Raw genomic sequence first — 14,805 nt, 5'->3', positions numbered from 1 at the left:
AATTTAGACATTCTAATGCCACCTCTATCACAGTCAAGTCCTTGCACCTTGGTTTTTTTGTGCTGCAGATAAAATCAGACTAATGTGAATGAGGACTTAATCAGAGTTTTTTACATTGCTAAACGATATACTTATCGTTTAACGCACCCGGTAATTTAACAACGGTAGTAATGGCGTCTGTTAATGCTTCGAACGATGTGACATCTCCTGGTGATAAAACAATTACATCGCCAGCTTTCCAGCGTTGACCACACATCAGGACTTCACCCGAAACGATACAGGTAATTTCAGTGGCGATCTTGTGGTAATGCGCCACTTCGCTGTCTCCTGAATTATAATACTTGATAGCAACTTCACAATCATTTGTTGAATATACTGTGGGGTTAAAGCCACCAACAATCCAACCACCCTTCATATCAGATAATTTGTAATTTTTCATTGATGACCTTTCAATACTTCAAACTGAGAAATAGTTTTCAAAGGATGATATTTTTCACTATCAATACGTTTGATACCAATTTTTAGACCACGAAGAATAAGTTCGTTAAATGAAGGGCAAATATAAAACATATTATCCACTCGAGCATCTTTCCTGATCATTTGCTTCACCGCTTCAGTAAAGTACGATGTTTTTCTGTACCAATACACACCTGCTGTGGCGTTACGACTGATTGGGTTTTTTTCGGACGCTTCAACGACATGATCATCATCAATCAAGACATATGAGTAACGGGGGTGGACGGAATCAAAAACGATTGTACCAGCGTCATAATGTGAGTCCAACATTGATGAGGTGAAATTGTTGAGATCAATATCGACAAATTGATTCGCACTTACGATCAATAAAGGCGCATCTTGATTTAAACTTACTACGCCCAACATTGCGGTGCAGGCGGCGCCAGCGGTATCTTCTGGTACTGCAATGGAGTAAAAACTTCCATTGGATAGCAAGCGAACAATGTTATCTAAACGATATTTTTTGATATGTTTATCCTGAAATAGGAATGCGGCATGCCCTTTATTAAAACTAATTTGTTCTGCGATCAATTGAATCAGGGGTTTACCAAGAAACTCAGATAAACAGAATGGGTAATTTTTATCATTGCTATCTATGTAATGTTCACCAGCAGCCAAAATTAGGATGTTCATGATTTCACTCCCTCTATTGATAAGATGAAGCTTTTAATATTGCGGTAAATAACATCCGTAACTTCATTTACTGCAAGGACATGTGCCCCAGCACCTTTAGCTGCACGAATACCATTTTCATTATCTTCAACGACCACACACTCCTCTGGTTTAAAGCCAAGTAATTCTATCGTCTTAATATACATTTCCGGATCAGGCTTTCCTTTTTTTACATCTTCATTCGAAATTAGAAAGTCCAGGTATGGTGTAAGTGAAGCCTTATCCATCATTGTAATTACAGTATTTTTTACTGAGTTTGAAGCCACAGCCAATCTATACCCTTCGCTTTTTAATTTTGACAGAGCATACTCATGAATAAATAATGGCTTGCATTTCGTATGAACAATTTCCATCGTGTAATGTTGTTTCATTTCGTTAATGAATGAATGCAACTCGACAGGCAGATTATATTCAGTAGTGAGAATATTCAACTTATCTTTTGTTGGCAAACCATCAAACTTAGTCAGATGATCAAAGCGACTAATATTATATCCAAATAAATTTAGTGATTTGTTAAGAGCTTCGTAATGCCAATCCTTGGCTTCGATTAACACGCCATCCATATCAAATATGACTGCTTTGATCATTTTAGCTCCTTAAAGAAATGCATTGCATCCTCAGGTAAGTCCGTGCATAAAATGAGGTTGTCTGAATCAATATACTCGGATTCAGCCAGCATTCTCCACAACATTTTATAATCGTCGCGTTTATGTAGTTCAGATGAAACAACACAAACTTTTTTACCGACACTCAAAATTTTCCCAATGTAATCGTTGTCATACCACGTCGATTCAAATGCATCTAACCAGACGCCTTCACACTTATCATAAAGTGAAATGACAGGTTCATACTCACTCGCTCGAGAAAAGAAGCTTAACCTGCCATCGCGGCAGTAACTAATTTGGTCCGGAACTGACATGTCAAATACAAATGCTTTCCTGATATTAAATTTGGATAAATGTTCAGCAAGATGATTGACTAACCCATCTGCTTTAATATTCAAAGCAATTGAGAAATCCTTGCCATCGATTAAACCCAAAAAATCATCAAGGGGCATCTCATGACCTGTTGGGATATCATGTGAGATAACAAGTTTATTATTGAAATCTCTGATGTCTGTTTCAGTACCGAAATTTAGATCAAAAGAGCGCTTGAAAGCTTGATACGTATTTTTTTCCAGGCTATTTTTCCAATAACCACGATGACTAATAATTTCCATTTTTAATTCCTTGTGCAGCTTTATACGATAACTCAAGGTTTAAAAAGAGATCAAGATCTGCAGGAATTCCCAGGCCATACATACCATTAGCTTCAGACCCGATATTATAAATACCAATTTTTGAACCATTCTCAATAAGATAATTGTAGGCTGGTGCAACATAATATTCGCCATTGACGCGTTCATTATCTCGAATCATCTGCTCCGCAGCATTAACAAAGTCACAACCTTTTTGGAAGTTATAGATACCGACAGTAGCTTCTTTTGAAATAACAGCCTTCTCAACGACTCGATTAACCTTGCCATTCGCATCAAAACCAACATAAGACCACTTAGGGTCATCTGCTTCCATGGTCATTATCATGCCATCATACTGATTTTCATCCATAGCACGTAGGTAATCGTCAATATGACAATCAACAAACTGATCGCTGTTTGCTATCATTAACTGGTCATTATTATTGATTAAGTGTTTTGCCAGCAAGACTGTACACGCGGCACCTTCCGTCAAACCATCAGCATATATTACTTCACAGTCCGATTCCCATTCTTTCAGTTGCGAAGTCAGATTGTATTTTTCATCATGTGCACGTTGAATGATGAAAATAAATTTATGAGGACAAGTAGGTTTTAAATTATTCACCACTATATTCACCATTGCTACATCATGAATTTTAATCAGTGGTTTAGGATCAGAGTAACCTGCTTTGGCGAAACGACTACCTGCACCGGCCATAGGGATAACAATGTTCAACATAAAAACCTCACGAATTTAGAATATTTCGATAATATTGATATAAGGTTAATAAAAATCAATTTTATTATTGAGTTCTTTTATTTATAAACATCCTTTATTTTTATCTTTATTTTTTTAAAAAAAGAGATTGGGTTGGTGAGCAGCAACTTAGTGTTTCTTTTGACGAGAGCACCGTAAATAATGTTACGCTTATGAGAACCTTGGAAGAGGTCGATATGATGATAAAAGTTGCTTACATCGGGCTTCTTAAAATCAGCAATAATTTCTTTTCTAAGTTGTAGTACACGGGCTACTGTCTTTGTATTAAGTCTTGGAAGGTAGTCTAATGCCATAAGACGCTGAGATAGTTCTACGTCTTCTGCCATATTCCACGTACCTAAATCGTTGAATAGATTTTTCATTAAGACATCTTTTTTACCAATGACTAAACCACCAGGAATATAGATGTAGGGAGAATATTCGCCATAAGTAAGCAGATAATTAGCTGTCAGCCTTTGGTCAGAGGCCTGAGAGACCCAATCGGGTACCCTTTCACCCGTTTCAGCAAGAACTTGCTTTACTACGCACACATCAAAGTCATGATTAATACGGTCAAATGACTTTATGAAGTTCTCATCTAGTTGATATCGGTTATGTGCCAGACAGATGTTCGCATATTTCGCTTTGTTAATAATGAGGTTTTTCTTATGGGAAATATTTGAAAACTTTTCGGTATTCTGATCAGCTTGAATTATTGTATTATCAAGCTTTATTTCAAATGATGGCTTTGGACCGCAGATTATAACTTCAACATTTAAATCGGATGAAACTAACTTACTAACACTATCAATGTAATCTTTTAAATAGTTTTCATTCTTCCCATCCCATAAAATCCCAAACGACCAATCCCTGCTGGTATCAAATTCCCTACGAGTTGCGGTAAAACAGAGCACATAGCCATCAACATCATCGTCACTTTCAATACTTACGAACTCTACGCTTCCTGCAGACAAATGGTAAATTTGCTTGTAAAATTTTGGAATCGAAAAAAAAGGCGCATTTGCTTTAAATCTGAAAGAAAAAGTTGTTTTTCCTTTAGATAGTTTAAATATTTCATCAACAATGAATGGCCAATTCCTGTAATTTGATATCAAAGCTTCGGTGAAATTAATGTTGTTATATTGATAATAATGCTCAGGGGAAAGTCGGGCATCTACAGTTCCAATAAATTCAGTGCTTAAACTAACACAGGATTTTGGTGGTCTTTTTCCGAACCAAATCATTTTTCCTGAATCACTCATTGAACTTCCTCTTCATGAATAAACATTTTCTTAATGTCTGTAGAGAAATCTTTCCAGCTGCGTAGCTTTTCTTTGTTCAATGCAATATACTGAACTTGTTCACTATAGAAATCATCATCTGACATTAACTTGCTAAACATCTGATTAAATTGCATATAGTTTGGATATTCAACTGCGTTCGTCAACCCATACCCTGCTTCTTTTAGCGAAGAAGTATCAAAATGCAGGCAAGGTTTTCCCGAAGCAAGAGACTCTCCTAATGGCAAGCCCCAGCCTTCATAGTGAGAAGGATAAACCGTAAATCTGCAATTTCTATAAAGTTCTCCAATCTCAGCATCGGAAGCGTCTTGCATTATAATCACACTTCCATAAACGTTTCCTGAATGAAGCAACTGTTGCTCAAATGCAGCCGTATCCCAAAGCCATTTTCCTGCAATTACAAGCTTCTGATTTGCGTACTGTGGACTGTTAAAAAATTTTATCCATGTAAGAATTAGGTTAACATGGTTTTTACGTGATTCTATTGAACCAACGCAAAACGCATATTGCTCATACTTAAGCTTACGCACACGGAGGGGGAATTCATAGTCTTCCTCTTCCGATATTTTCCCTGAACCTTCTGGTAGATTATGTGATAAATGTACAACCTCAATATCTGGAATTGCAGTACCGCGTTGTATACAATAATTCTCCAAATCATTTTTACAACTATGAGAATTAACAATAATTTTATCGGCATATTCCAGAACAAATGGAATATACTTTTTGAACATTACTTTCAATTCGTCTGGTACATAAGCTGATACAATGGGAATCATGTCGTAAACCATAAATATTTTACGCAACCCGTACCATTTCCTTTCTATGACTTCCTGATACTTGTCCTGAAAGTTCCATACACCACCAAACAAAGCTACTGAAGCACTTTCCCGAAATTTGTCAATTTCAGAGATTGTTAAACCCGGGTAAAGTGAAATACGGTTTTGAAGGAATCTAAAAACAGCTCCGTGACTCACCTTCTTAACACCAGGAATTTTAGATAGAATAAAGTAGGTATCACTTATTAATTTTTTCTTTCTACCTAAATACCTAATTTTTTTTAAAATATTCATCGATATTACTTTCAGATTTTGACACATAGATGTCAGCGTAAATCCACATATTGACAAATGGAGAAAGATCATTGATATTTATTTTTTTAAGCCCATCTACTTTATAAGTTCTCCCTGTAATTGGACTCATAAAAAAGATACAATGCTCACCCTCAATCCCTTTCAACCCCTCTAAGACAACACGCTGAATACCACTAACTTTAGTTGAGAACTTCGAGTGATTGATAATATCAGTAATATCGTAATAAATCATTTATTTTCCTTAGCATGCAATGATAACTTAATTGCATCAGTCTTTTCCAAAATTTTTTAGGCTTTTCTGAACACCAGCAATTACGTATTTTTATATGTTTCATTGGAATAAAATAAAGCACATCAGTTGATGTGCTTTATTAATTAAGAATTAATGATATGACTTTTTAGATTAGCTTAACCATTCAGTATGGAACACACCGTCTTTATCAATACGCTTATAAGTGTGCGCACCAAAGTAGTCGCGCTGCGCCTGAATCAGGTTGGCAGGCAGTACTTCTGAGCGATAGCTATCGTAGTATGCAATTGCCGCTGAGAAGGTTGGCGTTGGAATACCGTTCTGGATGGCATAAGAGACAACATCACGCAGCGCCTGCTGATATTCATCAGCGATGTTTTTGAAGTAGGGATCCAGCAGCAGGTTTGCGATGTTAGCATCGGTCGCATAAGCATCAGTAATTTTCTGCAGGAACTGTGCACGGATGATGCAACCCGCACGGAAGATCTTCGCGATTTCACCGTAATGCAGATCCCAGTTGTTCTCTTCTGAAGCCGCACGCAGCTGAGAGAAGCCCTGAGCATAAGAAACAATCTTACCCAGATACAGTGCACGGCGCACTTTCTCAATGAACTCAGCTTTATCACCGGTGAAGGCTTGCGCCTGAGGGCCGCTCAGCACTTTAGAAGCTGCAACACGCTGTGACTTGAGTGAAGAGAGGTAACGTGCGAATACAGACTCAGTGATCAGAGAAAGTGGCTCGCCAAGATCCAGGGAGCTCTGGCTGGTCCATTTACCGGTACCTTTGTTGGCTGCCTCATCCAGAATCACATCAACCAGGTATTTACCGTCTTCATCTTTCTTGGTGAAGATATCTTTAGTGATGTCGATCAGGTAGCTGCTCAGCTCACCGTTGTTCCAGTCAGTGAAGGTTTTAGCCAGCTCTTCATTGTTCAGACCGAGTGCACCTTTCAGTAAAGCATATGCTTCTGCAATCAGCTGCATATCACCATACTCGATACCGTTGTGCACCATCTTCACATAGTGACCAGCACCGTCCGGACCGATGTAAGTAACGCAGGCTTCACCGTCTTCTGCACGCGCAGCAATTTTATCCAGAATTGGCGCTACCAGTTCATACGCTTCTTTCTGACCGCCAGGCATGATCGATGGGCCTTTCAGAGCGCCCTCTTCGCCGCCGGAGACACCGGTACCGATGAAGTTGAAGCCCTGATCAGACAGTTCTTTATTACGACGGATAGTGTCTTTATAGAAGGTGTTACCACCATCAATCAGAATGTCGCCCTTATCGAGGTGTGGCGTCAGTGAAGCGATGGTTTTGTCTGTCGCTTCACCTGCCTGTACCATCAGAAGGATGCGGCGGGGTTTTTCTAACGACTCAACAAACTCTTCCACGGAGTAATAAGGAGCAAGTTTTTTGCCCTGATTTTCAGCGATAACTTCATCAGTCTTTTCACGTGAACGGTTAAAGATTGAGACTGTGTAACCGCGGCTTTCGATGTTAAGAGCAAGGTTACGCCCCATCACTGCCATACCTACAACGCCGATCTGTTGCTTGGACATTACATACTCCTGTCTGTGGTCTCGCTAGGTGTTACCAGTAACACCATTCAGTAAGTGACCAATATGTTAACTCATGAGAGGTGATAAGAGGTAATTATTGATGCTTTTTAAGAAATGCAGCGAGTGATGAAATTTACTTATTTAACAGAGACATATATAAACCTGCATAACTTTCAATCATCTTGTCTGCTGTAAAAAGTTTTTCGAATCGTTGTTGAGCAGCCTGGCCAAAGGTACGAGCTTTCTCTGGGTTGAACCAGATCTCATCCATAGCTTTGCGTAAAGCCCTGGGGTCTGAAGGCGGGACAACCAGACCGGTAAGACCGTCAATGTTGATGAAAGTAGTACCGGTTCCAATTTCGCTTGAAATCAGTGGTTTTGAGTACAAAGCCCCTTCAAGCAAGGAAATACCAAAAGCTTCTGAACGAAGATGTGAAGGAAAAACTAAGCAAGTACAAAGCTGTAATAACGCAGATTTATCGTCATCCTGTAATGCACCAAGGAAATGAATATTGTCGATACCCAACGACTGGGCTTGCGCTTTCAGTTCAGATTCAATGGGTCCCGCACCAACAATGACAACAGGATAATCACTATCAGCGACAGCATCGATGAGTATGTGAAGCCCTTTATAGTAACGAAAGGTCCCAATGAAAAGAAAAAAGCCGTTAGGGAATCGCTGGGACCACTTTTCTAATACCTGGGGATCATTGTTTTGATAAAAACTTTCATTCAGACCGTAGGGAATAACCTTAACTTTATCTTTGAATTTTTGCAGAATCGGGCTACTTTCGACATAATTTGGTGATGCAGCAACAATGCAATCTACACTGGAAAGGAACCTATTCATCAATGGTGTATAAAGTTTTAGCAGGGCCTTTTGTTTAACAATATCGGAATGATAGCTTACGATCGATGGCTTTTTTGTAAAATTTGTGAAATGCAGGACATCCATAAAGGGATAGGGAAAATGATAATGAATAATATCTGCATGTGTTGCTAGCTTTTTAAACTCAGTAATAGCAGCAAATGAAATTGGCGTAGAAGCATACTCTAATAATGTTTTAACACGATGAATGGTATGATGATCCAACATTGAAATAGCATCATCAAAATCAGGGCTATGCGTAAAAACCGTTGATTGGATATTTTCTTTCACACCGCCTTCAGCGAGCTGATAAATAACTTGCTCAATCCCACCAAAAGTATCCGGGTAATATGTTTTATAGCAGTGAAGGACTTTCATCATATTAATTTAAAAACCTGATCATACGCTTCTATCGTTTTATCGGCACAGAATGACCACGAATAATTTTGGGCTTGGCTAAGACCAACCTGGATCATTTTCTGTTTCAACTCCTCATCATTAATCATCATTTTTAGATAATCCGTGAGCAATTCTATGTCTTCCGGTTCATGCATTAGCGCGGCATCTCCAACAACTTCAGGTAATGACGTTGCATTTGAACAAATAACGGGAGTGCCAGATGACATAGCCTCCAAAACTGGTAATCCAAACCCTTCATAAATCGAAGGGAAGAGGAAACTGTTAGCAGCACTAAAGAGCATGGGTAAATCGTTACCTGGTACAAAGCCTAAATATTTCAACCAGCCTTCCCGCTCACCTTTATCAAAAAGACGAAAGAGCTCTTCATTTTCCCAGCCTTTATATCCGCTAATTACGAGCGGGAAATTTTTCTTCTCTTGTAATGACAAGCGATCATATGCACGTAGAAGCGTTAAAATATTTTTTCTGGGTTCGATTGTACCAGTATAAAGAAAGAAGCGACGCCATTTTAACTGATACTTATCCAATACTGCGTGAACATCTTCTTGAGTGCGCGAATGAAATTGGTGATTACACGCCAATGGTGCAACTGATATTTTCTTTTCATCCAAAGAAAAAAATTCCATCAACTCATTTTTTGTATAATACGAATCCGTTATCAATACCGAAGCACGCTTTACAGTGTTACGCAGCTCTTTCTGCATGAGATGCACTCTCCCAGCAGGATGGAACTGTGGCCAATGAAATACTGACAGATCGTGAAAAGTCGCAACGCAATTTTTAACACGCGGAGGGAGATAATAATTAGGACTATGGTAAATGTATTCTTTGAATTTTTTAAGTGCCCGGGACTTTAAATGAGGAAAAACAAGGCGATAAAGTTCACTAACTATTTTGCTTTTTTGTAACTCTCGCTTAAGCGACTGAACGGATTGCGAAGATTCACTTGCAACCGCCAATGAATCTCTTACTCTTGTTCCATGCAAAAAAGTAAGTGAAAGTTTATCTTCCCGTTGCTGAAGTTGTTTCGCCAGTTCAAAAGCATAACGCCCGATACCCGTTAAAGGGTATTTTATGCAATCCGTCGAGAAAACAACCTCTAGCTTTTTGTTTCCAGCATCCATTTCAGAGTTTCCCTAAGTGGTACTTTTTGCATTTCATGGCCAATCAGACTATTCAGCAACGAAATATCACCGCACAACTCTTTGATTTCATTTGGTCTAACAAAACCAGGATTTACCTCAATGGTTATGGAGTGACCGGTAATATCTTCACAAAGGCTAATAACATCTCTAAGTGAGTGCATCTCTCCAGTAGCAACATTGACCACTTCCCCAAAAGCTTTACACTTTAGTAATTCAGCATAGCATTTAACTAAATCTCGTACATCAGAGAAGTCACGCCATACATCTATATTACCAAGTTCAATAACGTCTTTGCGTTCGCGGAAATGTTTGACAATTTTAGGAATTAAAAAATTTCCAGCTTGTCCCACTCCCGTGTAGTTAAAAGGACGGGTAATAATTAATGGCAACCTATCTTTAAATAGGTTCGCCATATATTCCATAGCAAGCTTGCTAACGGCATAATCATTAGCAGGATTCGTAAGCGTTGATTCATCAAGCTTACCAGAAATATTATTTCCATAAACGTTTGCGCTACTTGCCACTAATACGGCTTCGGGCTTTTTCTTTGTTTCTGTTAATGCAGATAGCAAGTTGCGCGTGCCGGAAAGGTTGACATCATAGAATGCGTTCGGATTTGAGTGACCAACAAAAGCAATTGCTGCCAAATGAACGACAACATCGGGACTTATACAATCTACTGCGTTTTTAACTTGAATATTATCTGTGAGATCTACTTGAAAATAGTTATCGATATTATCCGAGCAAGCTGAGCCCAGGCCATAAACATCATATCCAGCAGCGGAAAGTTCCGCTGCCATATAATGGCCGGTAAAGCCCTTGATCCCGGTGATCAATGCTTTTTTGCCATTAGTCATATTAGAAAGAGAATCCTTGTTCGTTACGGCGAAGGTCTTCTTTAACCATCATAGTGCATAACTCTTCAAGAGTAGTTTTAGGTTCCCATCCAAGAATATCCTTAGCACGCTGAGGATTACCGATCAGTAATTCAACTTCGGCTGGACGGTAGAATTTCGGATTTACTTTTACAACAACTTTATTTGTTGCCACGTCAATTGCCACTTCCTGTTCGTCTTTACCTTCGAAACGTAATTCAATACCAGCAGCTTTAAATGCCATCGATACGAAGTCACGTACAGTTTCTGTTCGGTTGGTAGCAAGTACAAAGGTATCCGGTTCATCTGCCTGAAGCATCAACCACATTCCTTCTACATACTCTTTAGCAAAGCCCCAGTCGCGTTTCGCGTCAAGGTTGCCCAGTTCAAGTACGTCGAGCTTATCGAGTTTAATCTTAGCTACTGAGTCAGTAATCTTACGAGTGACAAATTCCTGACCGCGCAAAGGAGACTCGTGGTTGAACAGAATTCCGCTTGAGGCAAAAATATCGTAGCTTTCACGATAATTAATCGTCATCCAGTGTGCATAAAGCTTGGCAACACCATACGGGCTGCGCGGATAAAATGGTGTATCTTCTTTTTGCGGAATTGCCTGCACTTTACCAAACATTTCTGATGTAGAAGCCTGATAAAAACGAATTTTCGGGTTGACGATACGAATAGCTTCCAACAGATTAACCGGACCAATACCGGTGATCTCTGCTGTAGTTACAGGTTGCTCAAAGGAGACACCAACGAAGCTTTGTGCAGCAAGGTTATAAACCTCTGTCGCGCCACTTTGCTGAAGCAGACGAATGCTGGCGGAAAGATCGGTAAGGTCATATTCAACTAAATGCAGGCTAGCGTTGTTTTTAATTCCAAGCTCTTCAATACGCCAGAAGTTGACGGAACTGGTGCGACGATAGGTGCCGTAAACGGTATAACCTTTCTCTAACAATAATTCAGCCAGATACGCACCATCCTGGCCTGTAATACCGGTAACGATTGCAACTTTATTTGACATATTTTGATCTACCATTTATTACATGTGATTAATTTGAGTTAATAATAGAAGTAAACTCTGCGAGTAAAACATCAACTTTTTCTATATTGCCTTTAGTTTCAATATTCAACCGCAATAAAGGCTCTGTATTAGACGTTCTTAAATTAAATCGCCAGTCTGAGCAATCCAGACTAAGGCCATCAATAGTATCTTTAGCGACACACGAGGGTGAATATTTTTCAGAAAGTGAGGCAATAATGGCAGTGGCATTCACTACTTTGAAGTTTATTTCGCCACTACAAGGGAAGGCTTTCATTCTTTCTGAAACCTGCTGAGATAATGTCTGCCCCTTTACTGCGAGTAATTCTGCCACTAAAAGCCAGGGGATCATACCGCTGTCACAGTAAGCAAAGTCGCGAAAATAATGATGCGCACTCATTTCACCGCCGTACACCGCATCTTCTTCACGCATGCGCTCTTTAATAAACGCATGACCTGTTTTAGACATAACAGGTATGCCACCCGCTTTAGTGACGACGTCGATGGTGTTCCAGGTCAAACGGGGATCGTGAATGATCTTCGCGCCAGGCTCTTTCTTGAGGAACGCTTCGGCCAGCAGGCCAACAATGTAATAACCTTCGATGAACTCTGCGTTCTCGTCAAACAGGAAGCAGCGATCAAAGTCGCCATCAAATGCGATGCCCATATCGGCTTTGTTCGCTTTCACCGCATCGGAGGTATCTTTCCGGCACTCTGGCAGTAAGGGATTGGGAATACCGTTCGGGAAATGACCATTCGCTTCATGATGAACTTTAACGAAGGTGACCGGTGCATTCGCCTGCCGGAAGCGCTTTTCGATCTCATCGATAACGTGACCGGCTGCGCCATTACCCGAGTTGATGACCAGCGTCATGGGTTTGGTGAAATTTGCCAGATCAATGTAGCCCATCAGGTGATCGACATAGGCATCCAATACCGAGATCTGTTTATAGCTGCCACGCTTAGCTGCATCTACCGGCGCAAAATCGTTAGCTTCAGCCAGACGCTGAACATCACGTAAGCCTGTATCGCCACTGATAGGACGGGAACCTTCGCGCACCAGCTTCATGCCGTTATAGTTCATCGGATTATGGCTTGCCGTCACTTCAATGCCACCATCAATGCCTAAATGGAAGGTGGCGAAATAAATCTCTTCCGTGCCGCTTAAGCCGATATCAAGTACATTGGTACCCGCATCCATTAAACCATTGGCCAGGGCCATTTTCAGGCTTTCACTGGTCAGCCGAACATCGCCGCCCACGACAATCGTTTCCGGCTTTAAAAATTCGCCATAAGCGCGGCCAATACGATATGCAATTTCTTCATTTAATTCCGCGCCAAGCTCACCGCGAATGTCATAAGCTTTAAAACAGGTCAATGCAGCCATGATCTCGTCTGTCCTTACTTACTTGCAAATTGTTCTTTTATCAGAATTAAGTCGTCATCGCCCAGATAGGAGCCTGACTGAATTTCCAGCAGCTCTAACGGAATCTTGCCTGGATTTTCTAACGTGTGCTGATGGCCAATCGGAATAAAGGTCGACTGGTTTTCCGTCAGCAATAAGGTTTTATCCTGAATAGACACTTTGGCAGTGCCGGATAAAATTACCCAGTGCTCAGTTCGGTGATAATGCATCTGTAATTCAAATGATTCGCCCGGCTTTACCGTAATGCGGTTCACGTTGAAACGGCCGGTATTAACCACCAGATCGCAGCGTCCCCATGGCCAGTAAGTTTCGCGATGACGGCGATATTCCGTACGGCATTCGCTCTTCAGGAACTCCACCACGCGTTTGACGTCCTGAACCTGATCTTTGCGCGCCACCAGTACGGCATCCTTGGTGTTAACAATCACCAGATTTTCCACGCCGATAGCTGCCACTAACTGATCTTCGCTGTTGATGTAGCAATTTTTAGTGTTGTGCAGGAAGGTATCGCCTTTCAGCGAGTTACCGGCTGCATCTTTTTCATTCACTTCCCACAGCGCGGACCAGGATCCGACATCGCTCCAGCCCGCATCCAGTGGCACCACGACGGCTGCGTCCGTTTGCTCCATCACGGCATAATCAACGGACTCATCCGGGCAGGCAATGAAATCGTCTTTATCAATGCTGATGAAGTCGTTACCTTCTGCCACGTTCGCCATCGCACGGCGGCAGGCATCCAGAATATCAGGACGGAACTTTTCCAGTTCCTGCAGATAACGTTTGGCGCGGAACATAAACATCCCGCTGTTCCAGTAATATTCACCGGAAGCCAGATAATCCTGAGCCGTTTGCAGATTCGGCTTTTCAACAAAACGCAGCACGCTAAACGGCGCATGTTCATCCCCCGCCAGCTGCTCACCGCGATGAATATAGCCGTAACCGGTTTCAGGTCCGGTGGGCACGATGCCGAAGGTGACCAGATGTCCCTGCTTGGCATATTTCGTTGCGGTGGTGATGGCCTGGTGGAATGCCGCGCGGTTCTCAATGACATGGTCGGCGGCTAACACTAACAGCACCGGATCATCGCCTTGCTCAATCGCGTTAATCGCTGCCAGAGCAATCGCCGGCGCCGTGTTGCGACCAACCGGCTCAAGGATGATGTTATGGGAAAGTTTGTTGATTTGACGAAGCTGTTCAGCGACGAGGAAACGGTGCTCTTCGTTGCAGATGACCAGTGGAGCTCGCGCTTCAACACCGGTCAGGCGGTTGACAGTCTCCTGCAGCATCGAGTGCTGTCCGTGCAAGCTGATGAACTGTTTTGGATACAATTCACGTGAAAGGGGCCACAAACGACTGCCGGTTCCTCCGGCCATGATTACGGGAAGTAACATTCCACAACCTCAAATGTGTCTTTTAGACTGCTCTATCATTTCCAGCGGGACAATTTTTCAGCAAAACAAAAAATAGCCACGCTACCGCCCTTGGCTTGCAGCAACCAATATGCTGTGTAACAAGTCAATCCTGTGCTTTCCGTCTCGGCTAATTATGGTCAATATTGCAGCACCAACCGCTTTGTCTGAGACCATCGCAAATAATACATTTTGTGCTGCCGAATTAACATGGTTATTGTCCGATGCCA

The 14,805-nt window shown here is 41.2% G+C and carries 15 protein-coding genes; all 15 read right to left on the bottom strand.

What is annotated here, in order from left to right:
- Positions 1 to 118 precede the first annotated feature (118 nt).
- The gene (locus AC6I8P_RS07120; protein ID WP_477530558.1) at positions 119 to 439 is read right to left on the bottom strand and encodes a hypothetical protein; all 321 of its coding nucleotides are present in this window, start codon (positions 437 to 439) and stop codon (positions 119 to 121) included.
- Entirely contained in the window at positions 436 to 1,149 is a 714-nt protein-coding gene (locus AC6I8P_RS07115; protein WP_477530557.1) for a glycosyltransferase family 2 protein, read from the bottom strand. Before AC6I8P_RS07115 ends, AC6I8P_RS07120 begins: the two co-directional genes overlap by 4 nt.
- Positions 1,146 to 1,775 carry an HAD family hydrolase gene (locus tag AC6I8P_RS07110; protein WP_477530556.1) on the bottom strand — a complete coding sequence of 210 codons (630 nt, stop codon included), beginning with the start codon at positions 1,773 to 1,775 and terminating at the stop codon, positions 1,146 to 1,148. The genes AC6I8P_RS07115 and AC6I8P_RS07110 overlap by 4 nt, the downstream gene beginning before the upstream one ends.
- The gene (locus AC6I8P_RS07105) at positions 1,772 to 2,407 is read right to left on the bottom strand and encodes a PI-PLC domain-containing protein (protein ID WP_477530555.1); all 636 of its coding nucleotides are present in this window, start codon (positions 2,405 to 2,407) and stop codon (positions 1,772 to 1,774) included. Before AC6I8P_RS07105 ends, AC6I8P_RS07110 begins: the two co-directional genes overlap by 4 nt.
- A complete protein-coding gene (locus AC6I8P_RS07100) occupies positions 2,394 to 3,164 on the bottom strand; it encodes a glycosyltransferase family 2 protein (protein WP_477530554.1) in 771 nt (256 codons plus the stop codon). Before AC6I8P_RS07100 ends, AC6I8P_RS07105 begins: the two co-directional genes overlap by 14 nt.
- Before the next feature lie 77 nt (positions 3,165 to 3,241).
- On the bottom strand, positions 3,242 to 4,444 hold the full coding sequence (locus tag AC6I8P_RS07095) for a hypothetical protein (protein ID WP_481657533.1): 1,203 nt from the start codon (positions 4,442 to 4,444) through the stop codon (positions 3,242 to 3,244).
- Entirely contained in the window at positions 4,441 to 5,556 is a 1,116-nt protein-coding gene (locus tag AC6I8P_RS07090) for a glycosyltransferase (protein WP_498031085.1), read from the bottom strand. The genes AC6I8P_RS07095 and AC6I8P_RS07090 overlap by 4 nt, the downstream gene beginning before the upstream one ends.
- Positions 5,534 to 5,809: a hypothetical protein gene (locus tag AC6I8P_RS07085; protein WP_498031084.1), complete on the bottom strand. Its 276-nt coding sequence runs from the start codon at positions 5,807 to 5,809 to the stop codon at positions 5,534 to 5,536. Before AC6I8P_RS07085 ends, AC6I8P_RS07090 begins: the two co-directional genes overlap by 23 nt.
- A 171-nt stretch (positions 5,810 to 5,980) precedes the next feature.
- A complete protein-coding gene (gnd, locus tag AC6I8P_RS07080) occupies positions 5,981 to 7,390 on the bottom strand; it encodes an NADP-dependent phosphogluconate dehydrogenase (RefSeq protein WP_477530551.1) in 1,410 nt (469 codons plus the stop codon).
- Between the two features lie 133 nt (positions 7,391 to 7,523).
- The gene (locus tag AC6I8P_RS07075) at positions 7,524 to 8,636 is read right to left on the bottom strand and encodes a glycosyltransferase family 4 protein (RefSeq protein WP_498031159.1); all 1,113 of its coding nucleotides are present in this window, start codon (positions 8,634 to 8,636) and stop codon (positions 7,524 to 7,526) included.
- Entirely contained in the window at positions 8,636 to 9,802 is a 1,167-nt protein-coding gene (locus tag AC6I8P_RS07070) for a glycosyltransferase family 4 protein (RefSeq protein WP_477530549.1), read from the bottom strand. The genes AC6I8P_RS07075 and AC6I8P_RS07070 overlap by 1 nt, the downstream gene beginning before the upstream one ends.
- Positions 9,778 to 10,680: a GDP-mannose 4,6-dehydratase gene (locus AC6I8P_RS07065; RefSeq protein WP_498031083.1), complete on the bottom strand. Its 903-nt coding sequence runs from the start codon at positions 10,678 to 10,680 to the stop codon at positions 9,778 to 9,780. The genes AC6I8P_RS07070 and AC6I8P_RS07065 overlap by 25 nt, the downstream gene beginning before the upstream one ends.
- 1 nt (position 10,681) lies before the next feature.
- Positions 10,682 to 11,722, bottom strand: a complete 1,041-nt coding sequence (gene gmd / locus AC6I8P_RS07060; protein ID WP_477530547.1) for a GDP-mannose 4,6-dehydratase — start codon at positions 11,720 to 11,722, stop codon at positions 10,682 to 10,684.
- Between the two features lie 28 nt (positions 11,723 to 11,750).
- A complete protein-coding gene (cpsG, locus tag AC6I8P_RS07055) occupies positions 11,751 to 13,127 on the bottom strand; it encodes a phosphomannomutase CpsG (RefSeq protein ID WP_477530546.1) in 1,377 nt (458 codons plus the stop codon).
- 14 nt (positions 13,128 to 13,141) lie between these two features.
- Positions 13,142 to 14,557 carry a mannose-1-phosphate guanylyltransferase/mannose-6-phosphate isomerase gene (locus AC6I8P_RS07050; RefSeq protein WP_477530545.1) on the bottom strand — a complete coding sequence of 472 codons (1,416 nt, stop codon included), beginning with the start codon at positions 14,555 to 14,557 and terminating at the stop codon, positions 13,142 to 13,144.
- Positions 14,558 to 14,805: the final 248 nt, after the last annotated feature.

This window comes from gamma proteobacterium symbiont of Lampromicra miyakona, assembly GCF_059730895.1.
The sequence above is the reverse complement of the archived record's forward strand: the minus strand, read 5'-3'. Positions and strand labels throughout refer to the sequence as shown.

Bases quoted from the DNA above. Each gene is read 5' to 3' on its own strand.
- AC6I8P_RS07120 (WP_477530558.1), bottom strand. From the start codon at position 439: ATGAAAAATTACAAATTATCTGATATGAAGGGTGGTTGGATTGTTGGT.
- AC6I8P_RS07115 (WP_477530557.1), bottom strand. From the start codon at position 1,149: ATGAACATCCTAATTTTGGCTGCTGGTGAACATTACATAGATAGCAAT.
- AC6I8P_RS07110 (WP_477530556.1), bottom strand. From the start codon at position 1,775: ATGATCAAAGCAGTCATATTTGATATGGATGGCGTGTTAATCGAAGCC.
- AC6I8P_RS07105 (WP_477530555.1), bottom strand. From the start codon at position 2,407: ATGGAAATTATTAGTCATCGTGGTTATTGGAAAAATAGCCTGGAAAAA.
- AC6I8P_RS07100 (WP_477530554.1), bottom strand. From the start codon at position 3,164: ATGTTGAACATTGTTATCCCTATGGCCGGTGCAGGTAGTCGTTTCGCC.
- AC6I8P_RS07095 (WP_481657533.1), bottom strand. From the start codon at position 4,444: ATGAGTGATTCAGGAAAAATGATTTGGTTCGGAAAAAGACCACCAAAA.
- AC6I8P_RS07090 (WP_498031085.1), bottom strand. From the start codon at position 5,556: ATGAATATTTTAAAAAAAATTAGGTATTTAGGTAGAAAGAAAAAATTA.
- AC6I8P_RS07085 (WP_498031084.1), bottom strand. From the start codon at position 5,809: ATGATTTATTACGATATTACTGATATTATCAATCACTCGAAGTTCTCA.
- gnd (WP_477530551.1), bottom strand. From the start codon at position 7,390: ATGTCCAAGCAACAGATCGGCGTTGTAGGTATGGCAGTGATGGGGCGT.
- AC6I8P_RS07075 (WP_498031159.1), bottom strand. From the start codon at position 8,636: ATGAAAGTCCTTCACTGCTATAAAACATATTACCCGGATACTTTTGGT.
- AC6I8P_RS07070 (WP_477530549.1), bottom strand. From the start codon at position 9,802: ATGGATGCTGGAAACAAAAAGCTAGAGGTTGTTTTCTCGACGGATTGC.
- AC6I8P_RS07065 (WP_498031083.1), bottom strand. From the start codon at position 10,680: ATGACTAATGGCAAAAAAGCATTGATCACCGGGATCAAGGGCTTTACC.
- gmd (WP_477530547.1), bottom strand. From the start codon at position 11,722: ATGTCAAATAAAGTTGCAATCGTTACCGGTATTACAGGCCAGGATGGT.
- cpsG (WP_477530546.1), bottom strand. From the start codon at position 13,127: ATGGCTGCATTGACCTGTTTTAAAGCTTATGACATTCGCGGTGAGCTT.
- AC6I8P_RS07050 (WP_477530545.1), bottom strand. From the start codon at position 14,557: ATGTTACTTCCCGTAATCATGGCCGGAGGAACCGGCAGTCGTTTGTGG.